The following is a 15,618-nucleotide window of genomic DNA, read 5'->3' as shown; positions in this document are numbered from 1 at the left end:
TTTTGAGTCAGCCCCTTTTGATTAAGTCGATTTCAAATTTTTCGTAGCAGACATCGTCTTGACGGCGAAGAAGGCAATCAGACCAAATCCGACCTTGTTGATCAAGTCAGCGAAGTTATAGATCAATTCGCGGACGAGTTGTACCTCGATGCCGGGTGCAAACAAGGTGACCGCGTAACCGACCGGATAGATCGCCCATCCGATTAAGATGAACAAGCGCATCTGCAACAAGGCTTTACGAATCGGGGCAGGCTTATCTTCAGCGGCTTTCGTGACGTTCGTGAACAAGAGATAAATGATATAAAACCATGCGATACAACCGACGACGTATGCCCAAAGACCGAGTTGCGTGAAGCCACCCGCTAGATTGATGGACGACTCTCCGATGTAACCACCGATGATCATGATGATGTCCGCGATGACGAGTTTCGTCAGAAGCGAACGCCCTTTCCCACCCTTTAGACCGAGTAACAGCGGAAACTTGATCAGCAAGAGAGGCGTCGTCACGAGCCAATCGATGTAGCGGATTTCAGTCGGAAAACCATCGATCTCAGACAACAAACCCGATTCCCCTACAGCTTGCTTCATGAAATAGTAATGTATCGCAGCGACGAACGTGACGAGAGCAGCGACTGTTGCGGTCGAGCGGTATTCCGGGGCAAGGGAATTTCGTTCGACGAGAAAATAGAGCGTACCGGCGGCCATTCCGACGAATCCGACCCAGAACATGTACTGGGTCGCAAGGACGAGAAGGTTAACGTCTTCCATGTTGTTTCGACTCCTTTTCGTAAGTGGACACGACCTTTCATACTTTTATTTTACTGACGATACAAACTTCAGACACCACGTCGAAACGCTCTTGATGTGCAGTCTATCAACGGTTTGACAACATTTTGACACACTTGAGGAGGAGTGACGGATGTCGATTAAACGAACGGATCATATCAGCCTGAACGTCTTGAATCTATAAGAAGCGATTTACTTTTTTTCACTTTGTGGTCTCGAAGTACGCGGACGTTGGGAGATGAAAGGAGAGTTACTCGATCGTTTATTGAATCTAGAGGGAGCGGAGACGGAGTGTGCTGCACTCGGATTACCAAGTGAACCGATATGGCTCGAACTCGTTCGGTTCAAACACCCGCGCGACACGGCTTCCGTAATCCAATCCGTCCATGCGATTGGATTGCGTCATCTCTGTTTTGAAGTAACAGAACTCGCTGCGCTCGTCGAACGTTTAGCGGACAATGGATATCAGTCGATTGGCGACGTCGCGAATTACGAAAATGAGTATCGCCTATGTTACGTAAGAGGACCAGAAGGCGTGATCATTGAGTTGGCAGAAAAAATCGGACCCGTCTAGACAGGTCCGATGTATATTTTTAAGAACAACAGGAAGTCGATGATTGTGGCAGGGAAACTTTGCACACACCCGTCTCCGGTAATGATAACTTGACCTGCTTGGCACGTGCCTCGTCTCCGACAAGAAAAGCAACGACTGATCGAACTTGTTCATAACCGGTCGCAAGCAGGAAGGTCGGAGCACGACCGTAACTTTTTGCACCGACCAGATAAAGTCCGAAATCTGGATGACGTAACTCCGCTTCTCCATGTGGACGGACAGTTCCGCAACTATGAAGGTTCGGATCAATCAGAGGAGCAAGTATTCGACTACTCTCGGTGGCAGGGTCGATGTCAAGCCGTACTTCCTCGAGGAACGAAAAGTCGGGTCGACTTCCTGCGTTGACGATCAACTGATCGATGTGATGAAGGGACCGACCATCTTGAGCAGTGATGTCAAACGACTTCCCTTTCGATTCAATGGATCGGGTCTTGAAGCTGGAGTGAACCCTAATCTGATTTCGTTCAACGAGCTGACGGATACGCGAACCGAGTGCTCCGCGACCTTCCAATGCATCCTTGTCTTCTCCGCCGTAGGCTTGAACTGGGTCCGATTTGCGAAGAATCCAATGAATCTCCGTTTCAGGGTGTTGCTCTTTAATGGAAACGAGTTCAAGGAGCGAGTTCAAAGCCGAGTGCCCGCTACCGATGACAGCGACGGATTGATTAGCGAAAACAACAGTATCACGTTTCGCATCTACGATCGAATACCGGACAGATAAGTTCTGCTCAATTTCGACTCGATGACCAGAACTGATTGCAGGGTTTGGTCGCCCGAGGACTCCAGACGCATCGATGACCGCGCGAGCGAGAATATGCTTACGACCATTCGGCGTATCTATGACTAATTCGAACGGCGTTACTTCACGTGAGGCATTTGTCATCTTGTCTAGACCTGCCCGTGATATTGAGAGAATCTCATGTTGGAAATGTAGAGAGGGAGCAATTTCCGGTAATGCAGCAAGTGGGGCAAGGTATTGTTTGATCAATTCAGTTCCGGTCGGCACAGTATCGTTTGCTGGTGCAATCCAGTCCGTCAGCTCGAGCAAGTGACGTGCTGCGTCACTAATATTGTATTGCCACGTCGAAAACATCCGAACGTGTTCCCATTGTTTGATATGGTGGGCAATCGAAGGACCTTTCTCAAATAGTAAAAACGATTGACCTTCCACTACAAGTTGAGCTGCAGCTGCAAGACCGATCGGACCGGCACCGATGATGACGATGGGGTGGGAGGAAGCGTATGACATGAATAAAACCTCCTTTTTATTTGTAAGTTGCAAGTATTAGAGACATGGTTTACAGCAGACGTCACTCTCGCCCATCTTCGTGTTCAGCAAGTCGATTGCCTGGAGGACATGTGCTTTTTCGAACGAAGTCATTGATGAGAAGATGGAATCAAGATACGTGTTCATCTCTTCGTCAATGGCTTGAGCAACACGCAATCCTTTCTCGGACAGGCGAAGTAGGTGAATTCGCCGATCGTTGATCGCGGGACGCTTTACGAGTAGATCCCGCTTAATCAATGTTTGCACTTGTCGGCTGAACGTAGTGATATCAAGAGCGAGTTGGTCCGCAATTTCTTGCATTGCGGAGTCAGGGTGTTTGGCAACATGATACAGCAGATGGCTTTGAACGAGAGAAATTTCTTCTTCTAGGACGGCGCAACAATTCTTATTCAATAATCCGAAGCGCCGGGTGAACGTTTGAAATAGTTCACGAGTTTCATTCATGTATAGCTCTCCCTTCGTTATTTTGCTTATGAATCAGTTATACGATATAAACTTGCAAATTGCAAATAATAAATATATGATTTTCTCATATTCAGTCGTTAATAAGGAAAGGGGAATTCGATGCTTGTTCGTTCGATGGAAGAGAAAGATCGTAGCACTGTGTTAGCCATCTATCGTCAAGGAGTAGAAGAAGGGAACGCGACGTTCGAAACGATGATTCATGAGCAAGAGTGGTGGAAAACGCTGATGCAATCTGAACGATTCGTTCTAGAGCAAGGTGGAAAAGTGATTGGCTGGGCTAAACTGGGATGTGTTTCTGAACGTCATGTCTACCGTGGCGTACGAGAAGTCAGTATATATCTAGAGCGTTCCGCTCGAGGACTCGGCAGTGGACGATTCTTACTAGAGGCATTGATCACCTATGTGGACGTCAATGGGATTTGGACGCTTCAATCACACATGTTCCCAGAAAACATCGCAAGCAGACGGCTGCATGAGCGACTTGGATTCGAACTAGTCGGTCGACGACGTGCCATCGCACAGCATCATGGTGTCTGGCGAGACACGTTGTTATTGGAGCGACGAAATGACCTCAGGTAATGAAGTGATGTTTACACGCTTGATTGTTCATTTCAAATCTTCTAGCATGACCCACCTTCGCTGAAGCGAGGGTTTTTTAGTTTATCCGTCGATGGAAGAAGGAAAGTACTAAAGACGAATGATGTTACTTAAAATGACGGAGGAGGATGGATGGATGTTGCACGCCTTATTTTTAAACTGCACCTTAAAAGCATCACGTGAACCATCGAATACGGAGGCGCTGATCCGTGACGTGATTGCATATTGGAAACAAGAGGACGTCACTTCAGAAATTGTCCGCATCGTCGATCACCAAGTGGCGTTCGGCGTCACGGAAGACGAAGGCAACGGGGATGAATGGCCCGTGATTTTCGAAAAGGTGAAACGGGCGGACATCGTTGTCATCGGAACACCGCTCTGGCTGGGTGAAAAAAGTAGTGTTGCGACGCAAGTCATTGAACGATTGTACGGAGGGAGCGGCCTGACGAACGATCTTGGACAAGCCATCTACTACAACAAGGTCGGTGGCGTCATCGTCACGGGGAATGAAGATGGAGCTAAACATGCGTCTGCTTCCATCTTGTACGGTCTGTCGCATATCGGCTTTACGATTCCGCCGAACGTCGATGCTTACTGGGTCGGTGAAGCGGGACCAGGACCATCGTACATCGAAGCAGGACGGAACAACGACTTTACGAAGCGGCATGCACAGTTTTTAGCTGCCAACCTATATCATTTTGCGAAGATATTAAGGGAACATCCGATTCCAGCAGAAGGGAATGTGATGGAATGAAAAAAAAACGTTTAACAGGGTACGGTGTCGCCACATTGTTCGCGATGAGTTTAATGATTGCGGGTTGCGGAAACGACGAAGCGTCGACGGACAAGGTTGAAGAAGGATCAACGAATTCGAACACGACTGACGATACGATGCAGGACAAGGATACAGTAACGAAAAATGCCGACACCGATTATGGCTTCAAGAGTCTGTCGATTGAAGCGGACGTTGAAGGGGATAACGATGCCATTGATATTAGTTATGACCTGGATAATGACGGAACGGAAGCGGAATATCGCTATAAAGGGGAGCAAAAGCAAGGAGACGACGCGATGACGGAACTCGACGCGAAGTTCAAGAACTTAAAGATTGATGCGGATACATCTGAAAAAGAGGTCATCAGTGAGGTTGAACGTGTGTTTGCGATCCAGGATGCTTCTCGCTTAGAGGTTGAAATCGAATTCTCAGACGGAACCGAAAAAGAATATAAAAAATAAACAACAGGTCTGCGCCCGTAAGGGGTGTAGACCTGTTGTCTTAGTGTAGCTTCACATGAGCGAGGACACCGTAATGATCGCTCGGTACAAGGTGATGCTGCAGTCGATGATTTCCGATCAGCTGGACGTGCTGTAAGGTCACCTGTGAAAGTGAACGCTGACAGAGTAACCAATCATATCGAACGGGGCTTGTGATGCCGTCATTCTTCCTTACGTACGGATTCGTCACGGAATCAAGCGTCGCGGCGGCAATTTGTCCTGTACGAGCGGCAAAACTACCGGCGAGATCGACCCACTCCTTAAGCGTTGCTTGATGCAGAGAAGAATTTGGACAATCATTAAAGTCACCACCAAGGAACTCGACCGTCGCGTCATCTGTTTGTGAGGCAATCCATTCGTTGACGAATCGAAGTTGATCGAGTCGAATGTCTGAAGCACGCCAGTTGAAATGAATGTTCGTCACGGCAAATCGAAAACCTTCAATCGAAAACGGAATCCGAATCGCACAGTGATGGTTGATGTTTGCTGTCGCTGCGGCACTCGAATCCGTTCGCTCAAACGGCAGTTTCGTTAAAATGGCAAGTCCTTCATCCGGTGAATCCATATAAGGATCCATCATCCAATAAGGATAACCGGTCGCCTCTGCGAGATGTTCGGCGATTGAGACGAACGATTCATCCGGATGAATCGTCGACATCACTTCCTGCAGAAGAAGAACATCCGGTTGATGCTGATTGATTTCCGCACACAATGCCGCAAACCGTTCCTGACGCTTGTGTGGATGATGCCAAATGTTATACGTCGCGATCGATAATGAGAGTCTCATAACGCTAAGCCCATCAGGGCGGTATCATAATAACAGCCGTCCGACAGCAACCGATCGTGGCGTAGTCGTCCTTCTTCTTGAAATCCATGTCGCTGATAGAGGCGAATGGCGCCGAGGTTCGTCTCGACGACTTCGAGCTGAATTTTTTGCAGGGATTGCGCTTTTGCCCAAGCAATCATTCGTTCCAGCAGTTGGGTACCGATTCCTTGCCCCCAGTCGGATTGAAGTACACCGAGTCCAAATGATGCCTTGTGCGCGAAACGTTTTAAATGAAAACCACGACATCGGGCGTAGGCGATGAGTCGTCCATCGCGCTCGACGACGAGGATACGATCCGGAACCGAGGAATCGCGTAACTGATTTGCGAAATCCGTCGCGGTCATCACGTCCTCACCAGGCATTCGGTCGAAGTATTCCGTTTCCGCATCGAGTGTTTGGCGGAGTTCGGCGAGGGCTTCAGCGTCACTGAGTCGAGCCGGTCGAATCTGGTACCGTTGTGTATCGAACGAGTGGTGCATCGTCTGCATATGTAATCCTCCGTTCTAGATGGAATATGCTATCATTATGGCAGGGATGGTATCATTTGTAAATTTAAGGAGAGAAGAAATGAAAATTCAAACTGGAACGAAGGAAGATAGGACATTCATCCGCGAGCAATTGATTGCCTACAATCGGCAACATGTTCCTAAAGCCTTATATGAACAAACGGAAGAACTTTGTTTTACAGCATATAACGAGAAGGGCGAATGCATCGGAGGAATTACCGCGTCTTACGGTTGGCAACACATTCATGTCCAGTTCATTTGGGTGAGCGATACAGCACGACAGGCAGGTATCGGAACCCGCCTGCTGCAAGCAATCGAAGGATATGCGAAGGAAGCAAGGTGTACGAAAATTCTTTTGGACACGTTTGATTTTCAAGCACCAGACTTTTACCGCAAGCATGGTTATGAAGAGTATGGACGACTGACCGATCATCCATCGATTGGACAAACTCAATACTTCTTCGTCAAGCGACTTTAACGCCGGACGTGCACGATCCAAGCCGACATGTACGTAAGTGTTCCGATCGATAAGACAAGAGCGATCGCATAGAACGGAAACGCTGGAAACAGTTGTAGTAACGGCTGTTCAAACAAGAAAGCAATCATCAGGACAGGAAGGCTGATCATAAAAGCGACGTACGCTGCGCGGGTCGCTTTACCGGTGATTTGTGCCTCACATTCATCTGAGTCGGAAAATTCTGCTGTCGCAAATGAACGCGAACGGTCTTCTCGTAAAAAATAACTGACGATCGAAAGGGCGATTGAAATCATTAAGACTGGTATGACGCCCATTAAATTTAATTCCAGCGACAGGCCCGTACCGGATACAGGATCATCTTGAAATAGTTTCAGATTAGCATGAATCGCACTAATGAGATAAGCAGCTAAAAAGTAGAGACAACAATTAAGTAAAGATTGAGTGACGACACGTTTCATTTGGAATCCTCCTCTAATTGAAATAATTCCTCCACCGGTCGATCGAAGACGCGGGCAATCTGCATCGCGAGTAATAGCGATGGGGTATAGCTTCCTTTTTCAAGCGAGATGACGGTCTGGCGTGTCACGCCGATTCGTTCAGCGAACTGCTCTTGTGTCCACTTATGCTGTTGACGATATAGGCGGACATGGTTCGTCAGTTGCATCTGACGACCTCCTTTCCAGTTGTTTACATTGTAAAGTCTGTTTTACATTTTGTAAAGTGGACTTTACTTTTTAGACGTGAAAAAACCAATGCGTCGATTCGATGCATTGGTGTCGTCGTTCACGATGGACATTCGCTCTATCTTATTAAAGGGATGCGTCACCAGCGAACATCACATGACATGCGGCGTTATAATGACAGCTAGAAGACAAGCGAACGTCGTAATGGTGTGATGACGACGTAAGGACAAGGGAAGCGAAATCAGCCCTGCGATTGTTACACCGGATAAGATCCACCCTAATAGAAATTCCGAGTCAGGAGAAGCGACTGGAATGCTCAACAAGTAAGCTGTCGCGTACGGAAATAAGCCGATGGCATCTAACAGGATACCGCCAAAGACACCAATCAGCAGCAAGCCGATCGACAGACGAAATAGTGCGTTACGTTTAATCATATGCATGCTCCTATTCTGTTTGGTTGACGCAAGAAATCCTACTGTTGCGCCTATTCAATATGTTTCTACAAAAAGCGAGGGATTCCTTTCTGTTATCTATCCCTGAACTTTATCAAAAATCCTCGCTTCTGCACATCAATCGGAATATTCAGATAATTATCGGGTATTCTGTTGAAAACGCCATCGCCGATTCAGTGGAGAGGAGAAGAGAAGATGATGCCTGAACTGATACCGGATGACCGGGAGCTCGAACGAAGGATTCGGATCGTCCATCTGTTGCGAAAACTGGGGAAAACGGACGAAGCGATTGCCCGATCCTTGTATGTTTCGATCGAATGGGTTCAATCGATTTATGAAGAAGACGACTGGCAGCAAATGCAATCATCCTAAGGCAAGGACGTCTCGTCCTTGTTTTTTCGCGTGTTCCGGTATACTAAAACAAGCATCTTAAATCGAGAGGATGAAGTGAAATGAACGTTGCCATCATTGGAGCAGGAATCAGTGGTTTGTATCTCGCGACGCGTATGCAGGAGCTTGGACACGAAGTGACGATTTATGAAGCACGCGACCGAATCGGCGGGAGAATTGAGACGGTCGATTTCAACTTAGCAGGACAAGCATATGCCTTTGATCTTGGACCGACTTGGTTTTGGCCGGACAGCGAACCACTGATGGTTGATTTGATCCATCGATTCGATTTACCGACACTGGAACAATATACGACGGGTGCGCTTCGACTTGAACGGGCTGACGGCATCGAGTCACATATGGTTGCGAATCAACCGACGGCGCTTCGCCTTCGTGAGGGAATCCGCTCCGTTGCTACGGCACTTGCTGCACGACTCAGACCGGGAACGATTCGACTCAAGTCTCCCGTCAGTCAGATTGATGTCACGAACCGGAGGGTAATCAGTTCAGGAAGGAAGAGTCAACCGTTCGATGAGATCGTTCTCGCACTACCACCACGTCTAGCGGCAAGACTATCGTATGTGCCAGTTTTACCTGAAGCAGTCCTGGATGAACTCGAAGCATTACCGACCTGGATGGCGCAGCAAGCGAAATGTCTGATTTTTTACGAGAAACCGTTTTGGCGTGATTCGGGCTGGTCCGGTCAGGCAATCAGCTGGACTGGGATGGTGCAAGAGATTCATGACGCTTCCCCACAAGACGGACCGAGAGCGTTGTTCGGTTTTTTCCGGACACAAGCACGTGAACGACAGTTATTGACCGAGGCGGAAATCAAGGAAACCGTACTCGCGCAGCTGGTTCGTCTGTTCGGTGAACAAGCGCGTCAGTCGATTGGTTGGGCGTATAAAGACTGGTCGACAGATAGTTGGACAGCAACACGAGCCGATGCAGCACCGCTCGTGGATTTCCCGGCATATCATGCCATCAATCTCGGAGTGGAGCATGCAGCGATTTCACTGATTGGGACAGAGACCGATCCGAGTCATGGTGGACACTTAGAAGGCGCATTACGATCCGTTGAACGCTATTTAAAAAAGAGAGGAGCTGAAAAATGATCGAGACGCTACATTATGATGTGTTTACATCGACGCCAGGAAGCGGTAATCCAGCTGGGGTCGTCTTAGACGCCGATCAATTGACTGAGTTGGAAATGCAACGAATCGCTCGGATGAACGGCTTTACCGAGACGACGTTCGTCCTGGCTTCCGAGCAAGCGGACTACCGCATGCGCTACTTTGCACCGGAACGAGAAATGGATTTATGCGGTCATGGTACGATCGCTGCATTAACGGCACTCGATTCAAAAATTAGTTTATCTCCAACATGTCAGATCGAGACAAAGTCAGGCATCTTGCCTGTGATGCGTTTAGCGAACGGAATGTTTCGCTTGCAACAAGGACAACCTCGATTACATCAGTTTGACGGTGACATAAAGCACGTTCTAGCCGCGATTGGTCTCGAATTGAAACATCTCGATGACCGATGGCCAATCGTATACGGCAGTACTGGGAACTGGACACTGATCCTCCCCATTCGTCGACTTGAGGACTTCCACCGGATGATGCCGGATAACCAACGCTTTGCCACCGTGTTGACCGACTTCCCACAAGCCTCGATTCATCCGATTTGTCTCGATACATATAACCGACAAGCGACGATGCGCGGACGTCACTTCTCAGCAACGGGAGCAGGAAGCATCGAAGATCCGGTTACGGGAACGGCGAGTGGTGTGATGGGCGTCTACTACCGAAAATTCATCCAGCCACTTGAAACGGAAACTGCGATCATCGTCGAACAAGGACACGAGATGGGTCGACCCGGTCAGGTCGGAATCCGTATTTCTGGCGAAGGTCTTGATCACAGCAAATGGAAAGTCGAGATGGACGGGCAAGCCGTCTTTGTCGGCGTCAAGAGAGTGGGAGAGGAAGAGGCAGATGTTAAAACATTTCATTTGGGATTTTGACGGCACCTTGTTTGATACGTATCCGGTGTTAGTCGATGTGTTCGTGGAATTACTCGAGCGTGAGGGGCGAACGGTCGAACGCGAGCAAGTAGCAGAGCTGATGGCGATCTCGGCAAAAACGACGTATGAGGCGTTTGGTGTGTCCGAAGCGTTCATTCTGAACTACAAGCAACAAAAGATGATCATCGAACAAGAACAGTCTGAACCGTTTCTCGGAATCCGTGAACTGCTAGAGGCGTTATCGACGAGAGGTGCGACGCATCATATCGTCACCCATCGCGGAACATCGATTCATGCGTTGCTTGCAAAACATGGGATGACGCATCATTTTCAAGACGTGTTGACAGCACCGGATGGATTCGCCCGAAAACCGGATCCGGAAGCTGTCACGTACTTGATCGATCGGCACCAGATGGCACGAGACGAGACGATCATGATTGGAGACCGGGAACTCGACGTCTTAGCCGGACATCGTGCCGGTATCAAGACGTGTTTGATAAGCGAACATACGAGTCAGACCGTTGCGACGTATACCGTACCGTCGCCCGGTCGATTAAAGGAATTGTTACTGACATAAAAACAGCCCCGCTTCCAGTGATGGAAACGGGGCTGTTTTTTAAGAAGACAATCGATCTGCTTCGGTTGCTTCAGCGCGTGGTGCACGCCAGAAATACGTCAGTAAAATGCCGACTGCGAGCATGACTGTCGCAAAATAGAACGGATAGTTCAAATTGACGTCAAAGAGTAGTCCACCAACGATCGGTCCGAGAATGTTGCCGATGCTCGTAAACATCGAGTTCATTCCGCCGACGAATCCCTGTTCATTTCCGGCAATCTTCGAAAGATAGGTCGTGACAGCGGGGCGCATCAAGTCGAAACCGACGAAGACGACCATCGTCACGAGAATGATTGAGAGATAGTTCGTCACGAACGTCATCAAGACGACGAGCAGTGTCGAACCGATCAAGCTGTACCGGATCAAGCGAATCTCACCGAACCAGCGCGTCAAACGATCGAACAGTCCCACTTGGACGATGACGCCGACGATCGCACCGAGAGAAATCGCAAGCGCAATGTCCTTCGCCGTGAAGCCGAACTTCCGGTCGACGAACAAGGCGAATAACGACTCGAACGAGGCGAGACCGAACGACGAAATCAACAGGACAAGAAAAGCGATGAAATAGAGCGGACTGAAGACTTTCCGGAAACCGGTCTGCTGTTTGACCGTCGTTGTCTCATAATGACGCTTCGGTTCTTTAAGCGTAAAGACGGATAACACCATCGCTGTTAAACCGAACGCAGCAGCAAAGAAGAACGGCATCCGTGTTCCGAGATCTGCTAGGAACCCACCGATTCCCGGTCCGATGATGAAGCCAGTCGAGATGGCGGCAGACATATATCCGAGCGCTTTTGGACGAGTCTCGTTCGTTGTGATGTCAGCGATGAATGCCGTGACGGCTGGCATGATGAAAGCCGCACTGACACCACCGAGGATCCGAGACGCAAACAGGACTTCGACGCTTTGACCAAGACCGAATAAGAGCTCGGACATACTGAAGATGAACAAGCCGATGATGATCATCGGTTTACGACCGTACTTGTCGACGGCACGTCCTGCGAGTGGTGACAGAATCAGTTGCGCAAAGGCGAACGCGGAAACCATGTAACCGACCGTCGCCCCGGAAATGTTCAACTCGTTCATGATCGTCGGTGTGACAGGAATGACGAGTCCGATGCCTAAAAAGGCGATGAATAAGTTGAGCAGGAGTGTACTTAAAATCAATGTATTGTTTTGCATAGTTCACCTCAATAAAATTAAATCGTTTTTGACATACCGCGCCAGACGATCGGCCAGACAGCTTGCTGTCGAGCGTGAAACGCGTCGACACCGTTGTAGACGAGTTCCGTCAGCGTACCTTCCGCAACCGTCAAATAGGCGAGAGCGGCACTTTTGTAATCTGTCGAAAAGAGAATCTGTTCTGTTCGGTCTCGTTCGCGTAGTAATCGCGTCAATAGATCGTGCAATGAATCGAAAAACGGATTGAAACGGTCCGTCATCTCTTGTTCGAGCTTTTCTGGTGGAAAATAGGCAGCCCGAAGAATGAAGCGCATCAGGATATCGTCTTGCTGTTCCGAAATGAACCAGTCGAAGAAACCATGCAACGATTGCTCGAGCGGCTGCTTTCGCGTGTTCGTAAAATACGTCGCGAAACGTCGTTTTTGTTCTTGCAGCGCATACGTCGTCGCTTGCAGGAATAAGTCATCCTTGCCTTTATAATGCGCATAGATCGATGGTTTTTTAATACCGACCTCTGTCGCAATCTCTTGTAGCGATGCCCCTTCATAGCCGTGTGCGGCAAAATGATGGATGCTCGTCTGTAACAATTGCTGGGCTTTCAGATCAATCACCTTCCTAACGTTCGTTAGGTAACACTGTAACAGCAAATTTCATACGTAGTCAATCAGATTGTCTTACCCCACAAAAAAACTGACTCCGCGATGGCGGAATCAGTTAGTGAGGAATCATTATTTATTCATGACACGACCGCGTGTTGCGACGCGTGAGCCGACGATTCCTGCGAATGACGTGAAGATGAGTGTCAGAAGCAGTCCGACGAACGCCCAGATCGAAACTTTTGATGCCGTTTGTGTTGCTTGTTCCGTTTGCTCACGGACATCTTGGACCGTTTTTTTGAGGTCAGCGGATGTCTCATCAAGCGTTTGTTTCGCGTTTTCGATTTGTTGCGTTGTTTCTTTAGTTGCCGTATTGAGACCATCGACGATGTTTTGTGTCGCTTCTTCCGCTTCAGCACCTGTTAGATCAGTGTTCTTCGCGACAGCGTCAGCGATTTTATCTTCATCGACCGATTTCTCGATTTTTTCAGCTCGTGCTGTCAATGAATCACCGAGATCCTGGACGATCGTATCGAAGTTTTCTGGTTTTGTGATTGCTTCCTTACCAGCAGCCGTGACGTCTTCTTGCACAGCGTCAAGTTCGTTTTGCAAGTAGCCTGGTTGCAATTCTTTGATGTCTGTGTCTTTTAAGATTTCGTCAACGTTACCTTCAAGTTCTTTTGTATCAATTTGTGAAACGTTTTTCGTAATCGAATCGAATCCTTTCGTCGCAGCGTCTTGCGCTGTCGAAGCAACGGATCCGATGCCTTTACCTGTTGCACCACCGACCGTACCGAGTAGTGAGCCGACCGATTGTAACGTATTGACCGTCGTGAACGTCAAAAGAGCGAACAAGAGGATGACGCTCGTCGACCATGTCAAGAAACCGTGGACGAGACCGGCACGTGCCGACGTCACACCGGAGACGAATCCAGCAACGAACAGCGAGATGAGCAATGAAAGGATTGCCCAGATGATCAAACCAGTACCGACACCATCGAATGGGTTATTCGACGTGACGTCCGTGACGCCGAGTCCGATCGCTGAACCGATTAAACTAAATAAGATCAATAAAGATAGAAATGATACCACACCTGCAAAAATCGAGCTCCATGAGATGTTACGACCTGCTCCGTCCGCTTCCGCTCGGAAATGCGACGAAAAGCCTCTTTTTGTCTTTTCCATAATAAGCACTACCTCTCCCCAAATTGGTCTTTCAAGTTGGAGATGTTCATGAATGTAAAAGCTTCATCTCAAGTTTCTTACGCGCATAGCTCTTATATAACCGGTAACTAAATAAGAGAAACTTAGTATTACAGGTACATGATTAATGGTCGTCTGAACTTCAATGAAGTGATATTGGTTGCGTTTGAAGAAAAAGCATCGTACACTCTTATCAAGTGTCACGTTATACTGTACAGTTTAAAATCAAAAGGAGGTGATCCCCCGCTTTTAGGGGGATACAAGTTGGACATCGTCTTAACACTGAATTTGTTGTTGCTCGTCGTATTGATTGGTTTGACCGCGTTTTTCGTCGGTTCGGAATTTGCTGTCGTTAAAGTCCGGATGTCACGTCTCGACCAGATGGTGCAAGAAGGAAAAAAGGGAGCAGTACTTGCGAAGAAGGTCGCAGGAGATCTCGATTATTACTTGTCGGCCTGTCAACTCGGTATCACGATCACTGCACTTGGTCTAGGTGCACTCGGGAAACCGACCGTCGAGAAATTGTTGACACCGGTCTTTGATGAACTTGGTGTCGCCGTTGCGCTGTCAACGATTCTCTCATACAGTATCGCTTTCATCTTCGTGACGTTTCTCCACGTCGTCATCGGAGAACTTGCACCGAAGACGCTCGCGATCCAGTATGCGGAAAGGATGACGTTACTGCTAGCTCCTTCACTCTATGTATTCGGAAAAGTCATGTATCCGTTCATCTGGATCATGAACGGTTCGGCCCGTGTCCTCTTGCGGATGTTCGGTGTGAAACCAGCCGGTCACGAACAAGCCCATTCCGAAGAAGAGTTGAAGATCATCATGGCACAAAGTTTTCAAAGTGGTGAGATCAATCAATCGGAACTCGCCTTGATGCAAAACGTCTTTGCGTTTGATGAGCGTGTCACGCGCGACATCATGGTGCCACGGATGAACATGATGGTCATTTCGGACGAGATGAGTTGGGAAAATCTATTACAAACGATGTCTGACAATCCGTATACACGTTACCCGGTCAGTGAAGGAACGGATAAGGACCGGATTAGTGGTTATATCAACGTCAAGGAAGTGCTCGCCCATCACGCGGTACAAGACGAACGAGAACTCGCCTCGTTCCTTAAACCGTTGCCGGTCGTTTCGGAATTGACACCGCTGCAAGAAACACTCTTGAAGATGAAGCAGACACGGTCACACATCGCTCTCGTCATCGACGAGTATGGTGGGACATCCGGTTTGATCACGATGGAGGATATTTTGGAGGAAATCGTCGGTGATATCCGTGATGAATTCGATGAGGCGGAGCAAGCCGAAATCGAACAGTTATCGGACGGATCGTACCGCTTAGCGGGCACTGTCCTATTAGTTGAAATCGAAGAACGATTTGGTCTTCGGTTCACTGAAGCAGAGGCGGTCGACACGATCGGTGGATATATCCAATCACGGACGGCTGCTTTTGAAGAGGGAACGATCGTCACAGATGAGGCGTTTACGCTTGAAATCTTGCGTTCTGCCCAATATCAGATTCAGGATGTCAAGTTGACCTTGCCGTCAAGCTAACAGAAAGACCCGTTTTGCTTAGTAGTTCAATCCACTAAGCAGACGGGTCTTCTTTATTGAGCGGAGGGGAGAT

At 48.4% G+C, this 15,618-nt stretch carries 21 protein-coding genes; 10 read left to right on the top strand and 11 right to left on the bottom strand.

Going from position 1 to position 15,618, the window contains the following annotated elements; translation table 11 throughout:
* Positions 1–21: 21 nt before the first annotated feature.
* Complete coding sequence (locus B4C70_RS02905; RefSeq protein WP_214857593.1) at positions 22–768, bottom strand: bacteriorhodopsin; 747 nt, start codon at positions 766–768, stop codon at positions 22–24.
* A gap of 208 nt (positions 769–976) precedes the next feature.
* On the opposite strand from B4C70_RS02905, the gene B4C70_RS02900 reads away from it, so the two are divergent.
* Complete coding sequence (locus B4C70_RS02900; protein WP_341090101.1) at positions 977–1,360, top strand: VOC family protein; 384 nt, start codon at positions 977–979, stop codon at positions 1,358–1,360.
* 19 nt (positions 1,361–1,379) lie between these two features.
* Here the strand turns inward: B4C70_RS02900 and B4C70_RS02895 are convergent, their stop codons facing one another.
* Complete coding sequence (locus B4C70_RS02895) at positions 1,380–2,648, bottom strand: NAD(P)-binding domain-containing protein (RefSeq protein ID WP_290776892.1); 1,269 nt, start codon at positions 2,646–2,648, stop codon at positions 1,380–1,382.
* Between the two features lie 36 nt (positions 2,649–2,684).
* Positions 2,685–3,131 carry a MarR family winged helix-turn-helix transcriptional regulator gene (locus B4C70_RS02890; protein ID WP_290776891.1) on the bottom strand — a complete coding sequence of 149 codons (447 nt, stop codon included), beginning with the start codon at positions 3,129–3,131 and terminating at the stop codon, positions 2,685–2,687.
* A gap of 120 nt (positions 3,132–3,251) precedes the next feature.
* Here B4C70_RS02890 and B4C70_RS02885 point away from each other — a divergent pair, with 120 nt between their 5' ends.
* The 3 genes from B4C70_RS02885 to B4C70_RS02875 all read left to right on the top strand — a co-directional run bounded on the left by B4C70_RS02885 (position 3,252) and on the right by B4C70_RS02875 (position 4,985).
* Positions 3,252–3,731 carry a GNAT family N-acetyltransferase gene (locus B4C70_RS02885; RefSeq protein WP_290776890.1) on the top strand — a complete coding sequence of 160 codons (480 nt, stop codon included), beginning with the start codon at positions 3,252–3,254 and terminating at the stop codon, positions 3,729–3,731.
* 154 nt (positions 3,732–3,885) lie between these two features.
* Positions 3,886–4,503 carry a flavodoxin family protein gene (locus tag B4C70_RS02880; RefSeq protein ID WP_290776889.1) on the top strand — a complete coding sequence of 206 codons (618 nt, stop codon included), beginning with the start codon at positions 3,886–3,888 and terminating at the stop codon, positions 4,501–4,503.
* Positions 4,500–4,985 (top strand): YusW family protein, encoded by a 486-nt coding sequence (locus B4C70_RS02875; RefSeq protein ID WP_290776888.1) that lies wholly within the window; start codon positions 4,500–4,502, stop codon positions 4,983–4,985. The genes B4C70_RS02880 and B4C70_RS02875 overlap by 4 nt, the downstream gene beginning before the upstream one ends.
* A 40-nt stretch (positions 4,986–5,025) precedes the next feature.
* Here the strand turns inward: B4C70_RS02875 and B4C70_RS02870 are convergent, their stop codons facing one another.
* Complete coding sequence (locus tag B4C70_RS02870) at positions 5,026–5,811, bottom strand: endonuclease/exonuclease/phosphatase family protein (RefSeq protein ID WP_290776887.1); 786 nt, start codon at positions 5,809–5,811, stop codon at positions 5,026–5,028.
* Positions 5,808–6,338, bottom strand: coding sequence for a GNAT family N-acetyltransferase (locus B4C70_RS02865; protein ID WP_290776886.1), 531 nt, complete (start codon positions 6,336–6,338; stop codon positions 5,808–5,810). Before B4C70_RS02865 ends, B4C70_RS02870 begins: the two co-directional genes overlap by 4 nt.
* Before the next feature lie 79 nt (positions 6,339–6,417).
* Here B4C70_RS02865 and B4C70_RS02860 point away from each other — a divergent pair, with 79 nt between their 5' ends.
* Positions 6,418–6,834 carry a GNAT family N-acetyltransferase gene (locus tag B4C70_RS02860; RefSeq protein ID WP_290776885.1) on the top strand — a complete coding sequence of 139 codons (417 nt, stop codon included), beginning with the start codon at positions 6,418–6,420 and terminating at the stop codon, positions 6,832–6,834.
* Here B4C70_RS02860 and B4C70_RS02855 read toward each other — a convergent pair.
* From B4C70_RS02855 to B4C70_RS02845, 3 genes are all read right to left on the bottom strand, one after another.
* Positions 6,831–7,292, bottom strand: a complete 462-nt coding sequence (locus B4C70_RS02855) for a hypothetical protein (protein ID WP_290776884.1) — start codon at positions 7,290–7,292, stop codon at positions 6,831–6,833. The genes B4C70_RS02860 and B4C70_RS02855 overlap by 4 nt on opposite strands.
* Complete coding sequence (locus tag B4C70_RS02850) at positions 7,289–7,498, bottom strand: helix-turn-helix transcriptional regulator (protein WP_064300959.1); 210 nt, start codon at positions 7,496–7,498, stop codon at positions 7,289–7,291. The genes B4C70_RS02855 and B4C70_RS02850 overlap by 4 nt, the downstream gene beginning before the upstream one ends.
* A gap of 171 nt (positions 7,499–7,669) precedes the next feature.
* Positions 7,670–7,951, bottom strand: a complete 282-nt coding sequence (locus tag B4C70_RS02845; protein ID WP_214857600.1) for a hypothetical protein — start codon at positions 7,949–7,951, stop codon at positions 7,670–7,672.
* 213 nt (positions 7,952–8,164) lie between these two features.
* Here B4C70_RS02845 and B4C70_RS02840 point away from each other — a divergent pair, with 213 nt between their 5' ends.
* The 4 genes from B4C70_RS02840 (at position 8,165) to B4C70_RS02825 (ending at position 10,959) form a co-directional block, all read left to right on the top strand.
* A complete protein-coding gene (locus tag B4C70_RS02840) occupies positions 8,165–8,341 on the top strand; it encodes a hypothetical protein (protein ID WP_169738094.1) in 177 nt (58 codons plus the stop codon).
* An 80-nt stretch (positions 8,342–8,421) separates the two neighbouring features.
* Entirely contained in the window at positions 8,422–9,474 is a 1,053-nt protein-coding gene (locus tag B4C70_RS02835) for a flavin monoamine oxidase family protein (RefSeq protein ID WP_290776883.1), read from the top strand.
* Entirely contained in the window at positions 9,471–10,382 is a 912-nt protein-coding gene (locus B4C70_RS02830; protein WP_290776882.1) for a PhzF family phenazine biosynthesis protein, read from the top strand. Before B4C70_RS02835 ends, B4C70_RS02830 begins: the two co-directional genes overlap by 4 nt.
* The gene (locus B4C70_RS02825; protein WP_290776881.1) at positions 10,354–10,959 is read left to right on the top strand and encodes an HAD-IA family hydrolase; all 606 of its coding nucleotides are present in this window, start codon (positions 10,354–10,356) and stop codon (positions 10,957–10,959) included. Before B4C70_RS02830 ends, B4C70_RS02825 begins: the two co-directional genes overlap by 29 nt.
* A gap of 39 nt (positions 10,960–10,998) precedes the next feature.
* On the opposite strand, the gene B4C70_RS02820 is transcribed toward B4C70_RS02825, so the two are convergent.
* The 3 genes from B4C70_RS02820 to B4C70_RS02810 form a co-directional block, all read right to left on the bottom strand.
* Complete coding sequence (locus B4C70_RS02820) at positions 10,999–12,180, bottom strand: MFS transporter (RefSeq protein ID WP_290776880.1); 1,182 nt, start codon at positions 12,178–12,180, stop codon at positions 10,999–11,001.
* 17 nt (positions 12,181–12,197) lie between these two features.
* Positions 12,198–12,791: a TetR/AcrR family transcriptional regulator gene (locus B4C70_RS02815; protein WP_290776879.1), complete on the bottom strand. Its 594-nt coding sequence runs from the start codon at positions 12,789–12,791 to the stop codon at positions 12,198–12,200.
* Between the two features lie 117 nt (positions 12,792–12,908).
* Entirely contained in the window at positions 12,909–13,961 is a 1,053-nt protein-coding gene (locus tag B4C70_RS02810) for a hypothetical protein (RefSeq protein ID WP_290776878.1), read from the bottom strand.
* 282 nt (positions 13,962–14,243) lie between these two features.
* Here B4C70_RS02810 and B4C70_RS02805 point away from each other — a divergent pair, with 282 nt between their 5' ends.
* Positions 14,244–15,545 carry a hemolysin family protein gene (locus B4C70_RS02805; RefSeq protein WP_290776877.1) on the top strand — a complete coding sequence of 434 codons (1,302 nt, stop codon included), beginning with the start codon at positions 14,244–14,246 and terminating at the stop codon, positions 15,543–15,545.
* Positions 15,546–15,618: the final 73 nt, after the last annotated feature.

This window comes from Exiguobacterium sp. UBA5002 (genome assembly GCF_002396765.1).
GTDB lineage: Bacteria > Bacillota > Bacilli > Exiguobacteriales > Exiguobacteriaceae > Exiguobacterium_A.
Note: the sequence above shows the minus strand (reverse complement) of the source record. Positions and strands in the feature narration are given on the sequence as shown.

What these genes read in the sequence shown, in the direction of transcription:
- B4C70_RS02905 (WP_214857593.1), bottom strand. Translation starts at nt 768, where the DNA reads ATGGAAGACGTTAACCTTCTCGTCCTTGCGACCCAGTACATGTTCTGG.
- B4C70_RS02895 (WP_290776892.1), bottom strand. Translation starts at nt 2,648, where the DNA reads ATGTCATACGCTTCCTCCCACCCCATCGTCATCATCGGTGCCGGTCCG.
- B4C70_RS02890 (WP_290776891.1), bottom strand. Translation starts at nt 3,131, where the DNA reads ATGAATGAAACTCGTGAACTATTTCAAACGTTCACCCGGCGCTTCGGA.
- B4C70_RS02885 (WP_290776890.1), top strand. Translation starts at nt 3,252, where the DNA reads ATGCTTGTTCGTTCGATGGAAGAGAAAGATCGTAGCACTGTGTTAGCC.
- B4C70_RS02880 (WP_290776889.1), top strand. Translation starts at nt 3,886, where the DNA reads ATGTTGCACGCCTTATTTTTAAACTGCACCTTAAAAGCATCACGTGAA.
- B4C70_RS02875 (WP_290776888.1), top strand. Translation starts at nt 4,500, where the DNA reads ATGAAAAAAAAACGTTTAACAGGGTACGGTGTCGCCACATTGTTCGCG.
- B4C70_RS02870 (WP_290776887.1), bottom strand. Translation starts at nt 5,811, where the DNA reads ATGAGACTCTCATTATCGATCGCGACGTATAACATTTGGCATCATCCA.
- B4C70_RS02865 (WP_290776886.1), bottom strand. Translation starts at nt 6,338, where the DNA reads ATGCAGACGATGCACCACTCGTTCGATACACAACGGTACCAGATTCGA.
- B4C70_RS02860 (WP_290776885.1), top strand. Translation starts at nt 6,418, where the DNA reads ATGAAAATTCAAACTGGAACGAAGGAAGATAGGACATTCATCCGCGAG.
- B4C70_RS02855 (WP_290776884.1), bottom strand. Translation starts at nt 7,292, where the DNA reads ATGAAACGTGTCGTCACTCAATCTTTACTTAATTGTTGTCTCTACTTT.
- B4C70_RS02850 (WP_064300959.1), bottom strand. Translation starts at nt 7,498, where the DNA reads ATGCAACTGACGAACCATGTCCGCCTATATCGTCAACAGCATAAGTGG.
- B4C70_RS02845 (WP_214857600.1), bottom strand. Translation starts at nt 7,951, where the DNA reads ATGATTAAACGTAACGCACTATTTCGTCTGTCGATCGGCTTGCTGCTG.
- B4C70_RS02840 (WP_169738094.1), top strand. Translation starts at nt 8,165, where the DNA reads ATGATGCCTGAACTGATACCGGATGACCGGGAGCTCGAACGAAGGATT.
- B4C70_RS02835 (WP_290776883.1), top strand. Translation starts at nt 8,422, where the DNA reads ATGAACGTTGCCATCATTGGAGCAGGAATCAGTGGTTTGTATCTCGCG.
- B4C70_RS02830 (WP_290776882.1), top strand. Translation starts at nt 9,471, where the DNA reads ATGATCGAGACGCTACATTATGATGTGTTTACATCGACGCCAGGAAGC.
- B4C70_RS02825 (WP_290776881.1), top strand. Translation starts at nt 10,354, where the DNA reads ATGTTAAAACATTTCATTTGGGATTTTGACGGCACCTTGTTTGATACG.
- B4C70_RS02820 (WP_290776880.1), bottom strand. Translation starts at nt 12,180, where the DNA reads ATGCAAAACAATACATTGATTTTAAGTACACTCCTGCTCAACTTATTC.
- B4C70_RS02810 (WP_290776878.1), bottom strand. Translation starts at nt 13,961, where the DNA reads ATGGAAAAGACAAAAAGAGGCTTTTCGTCGCATTTCCGAGCGGAAGCG.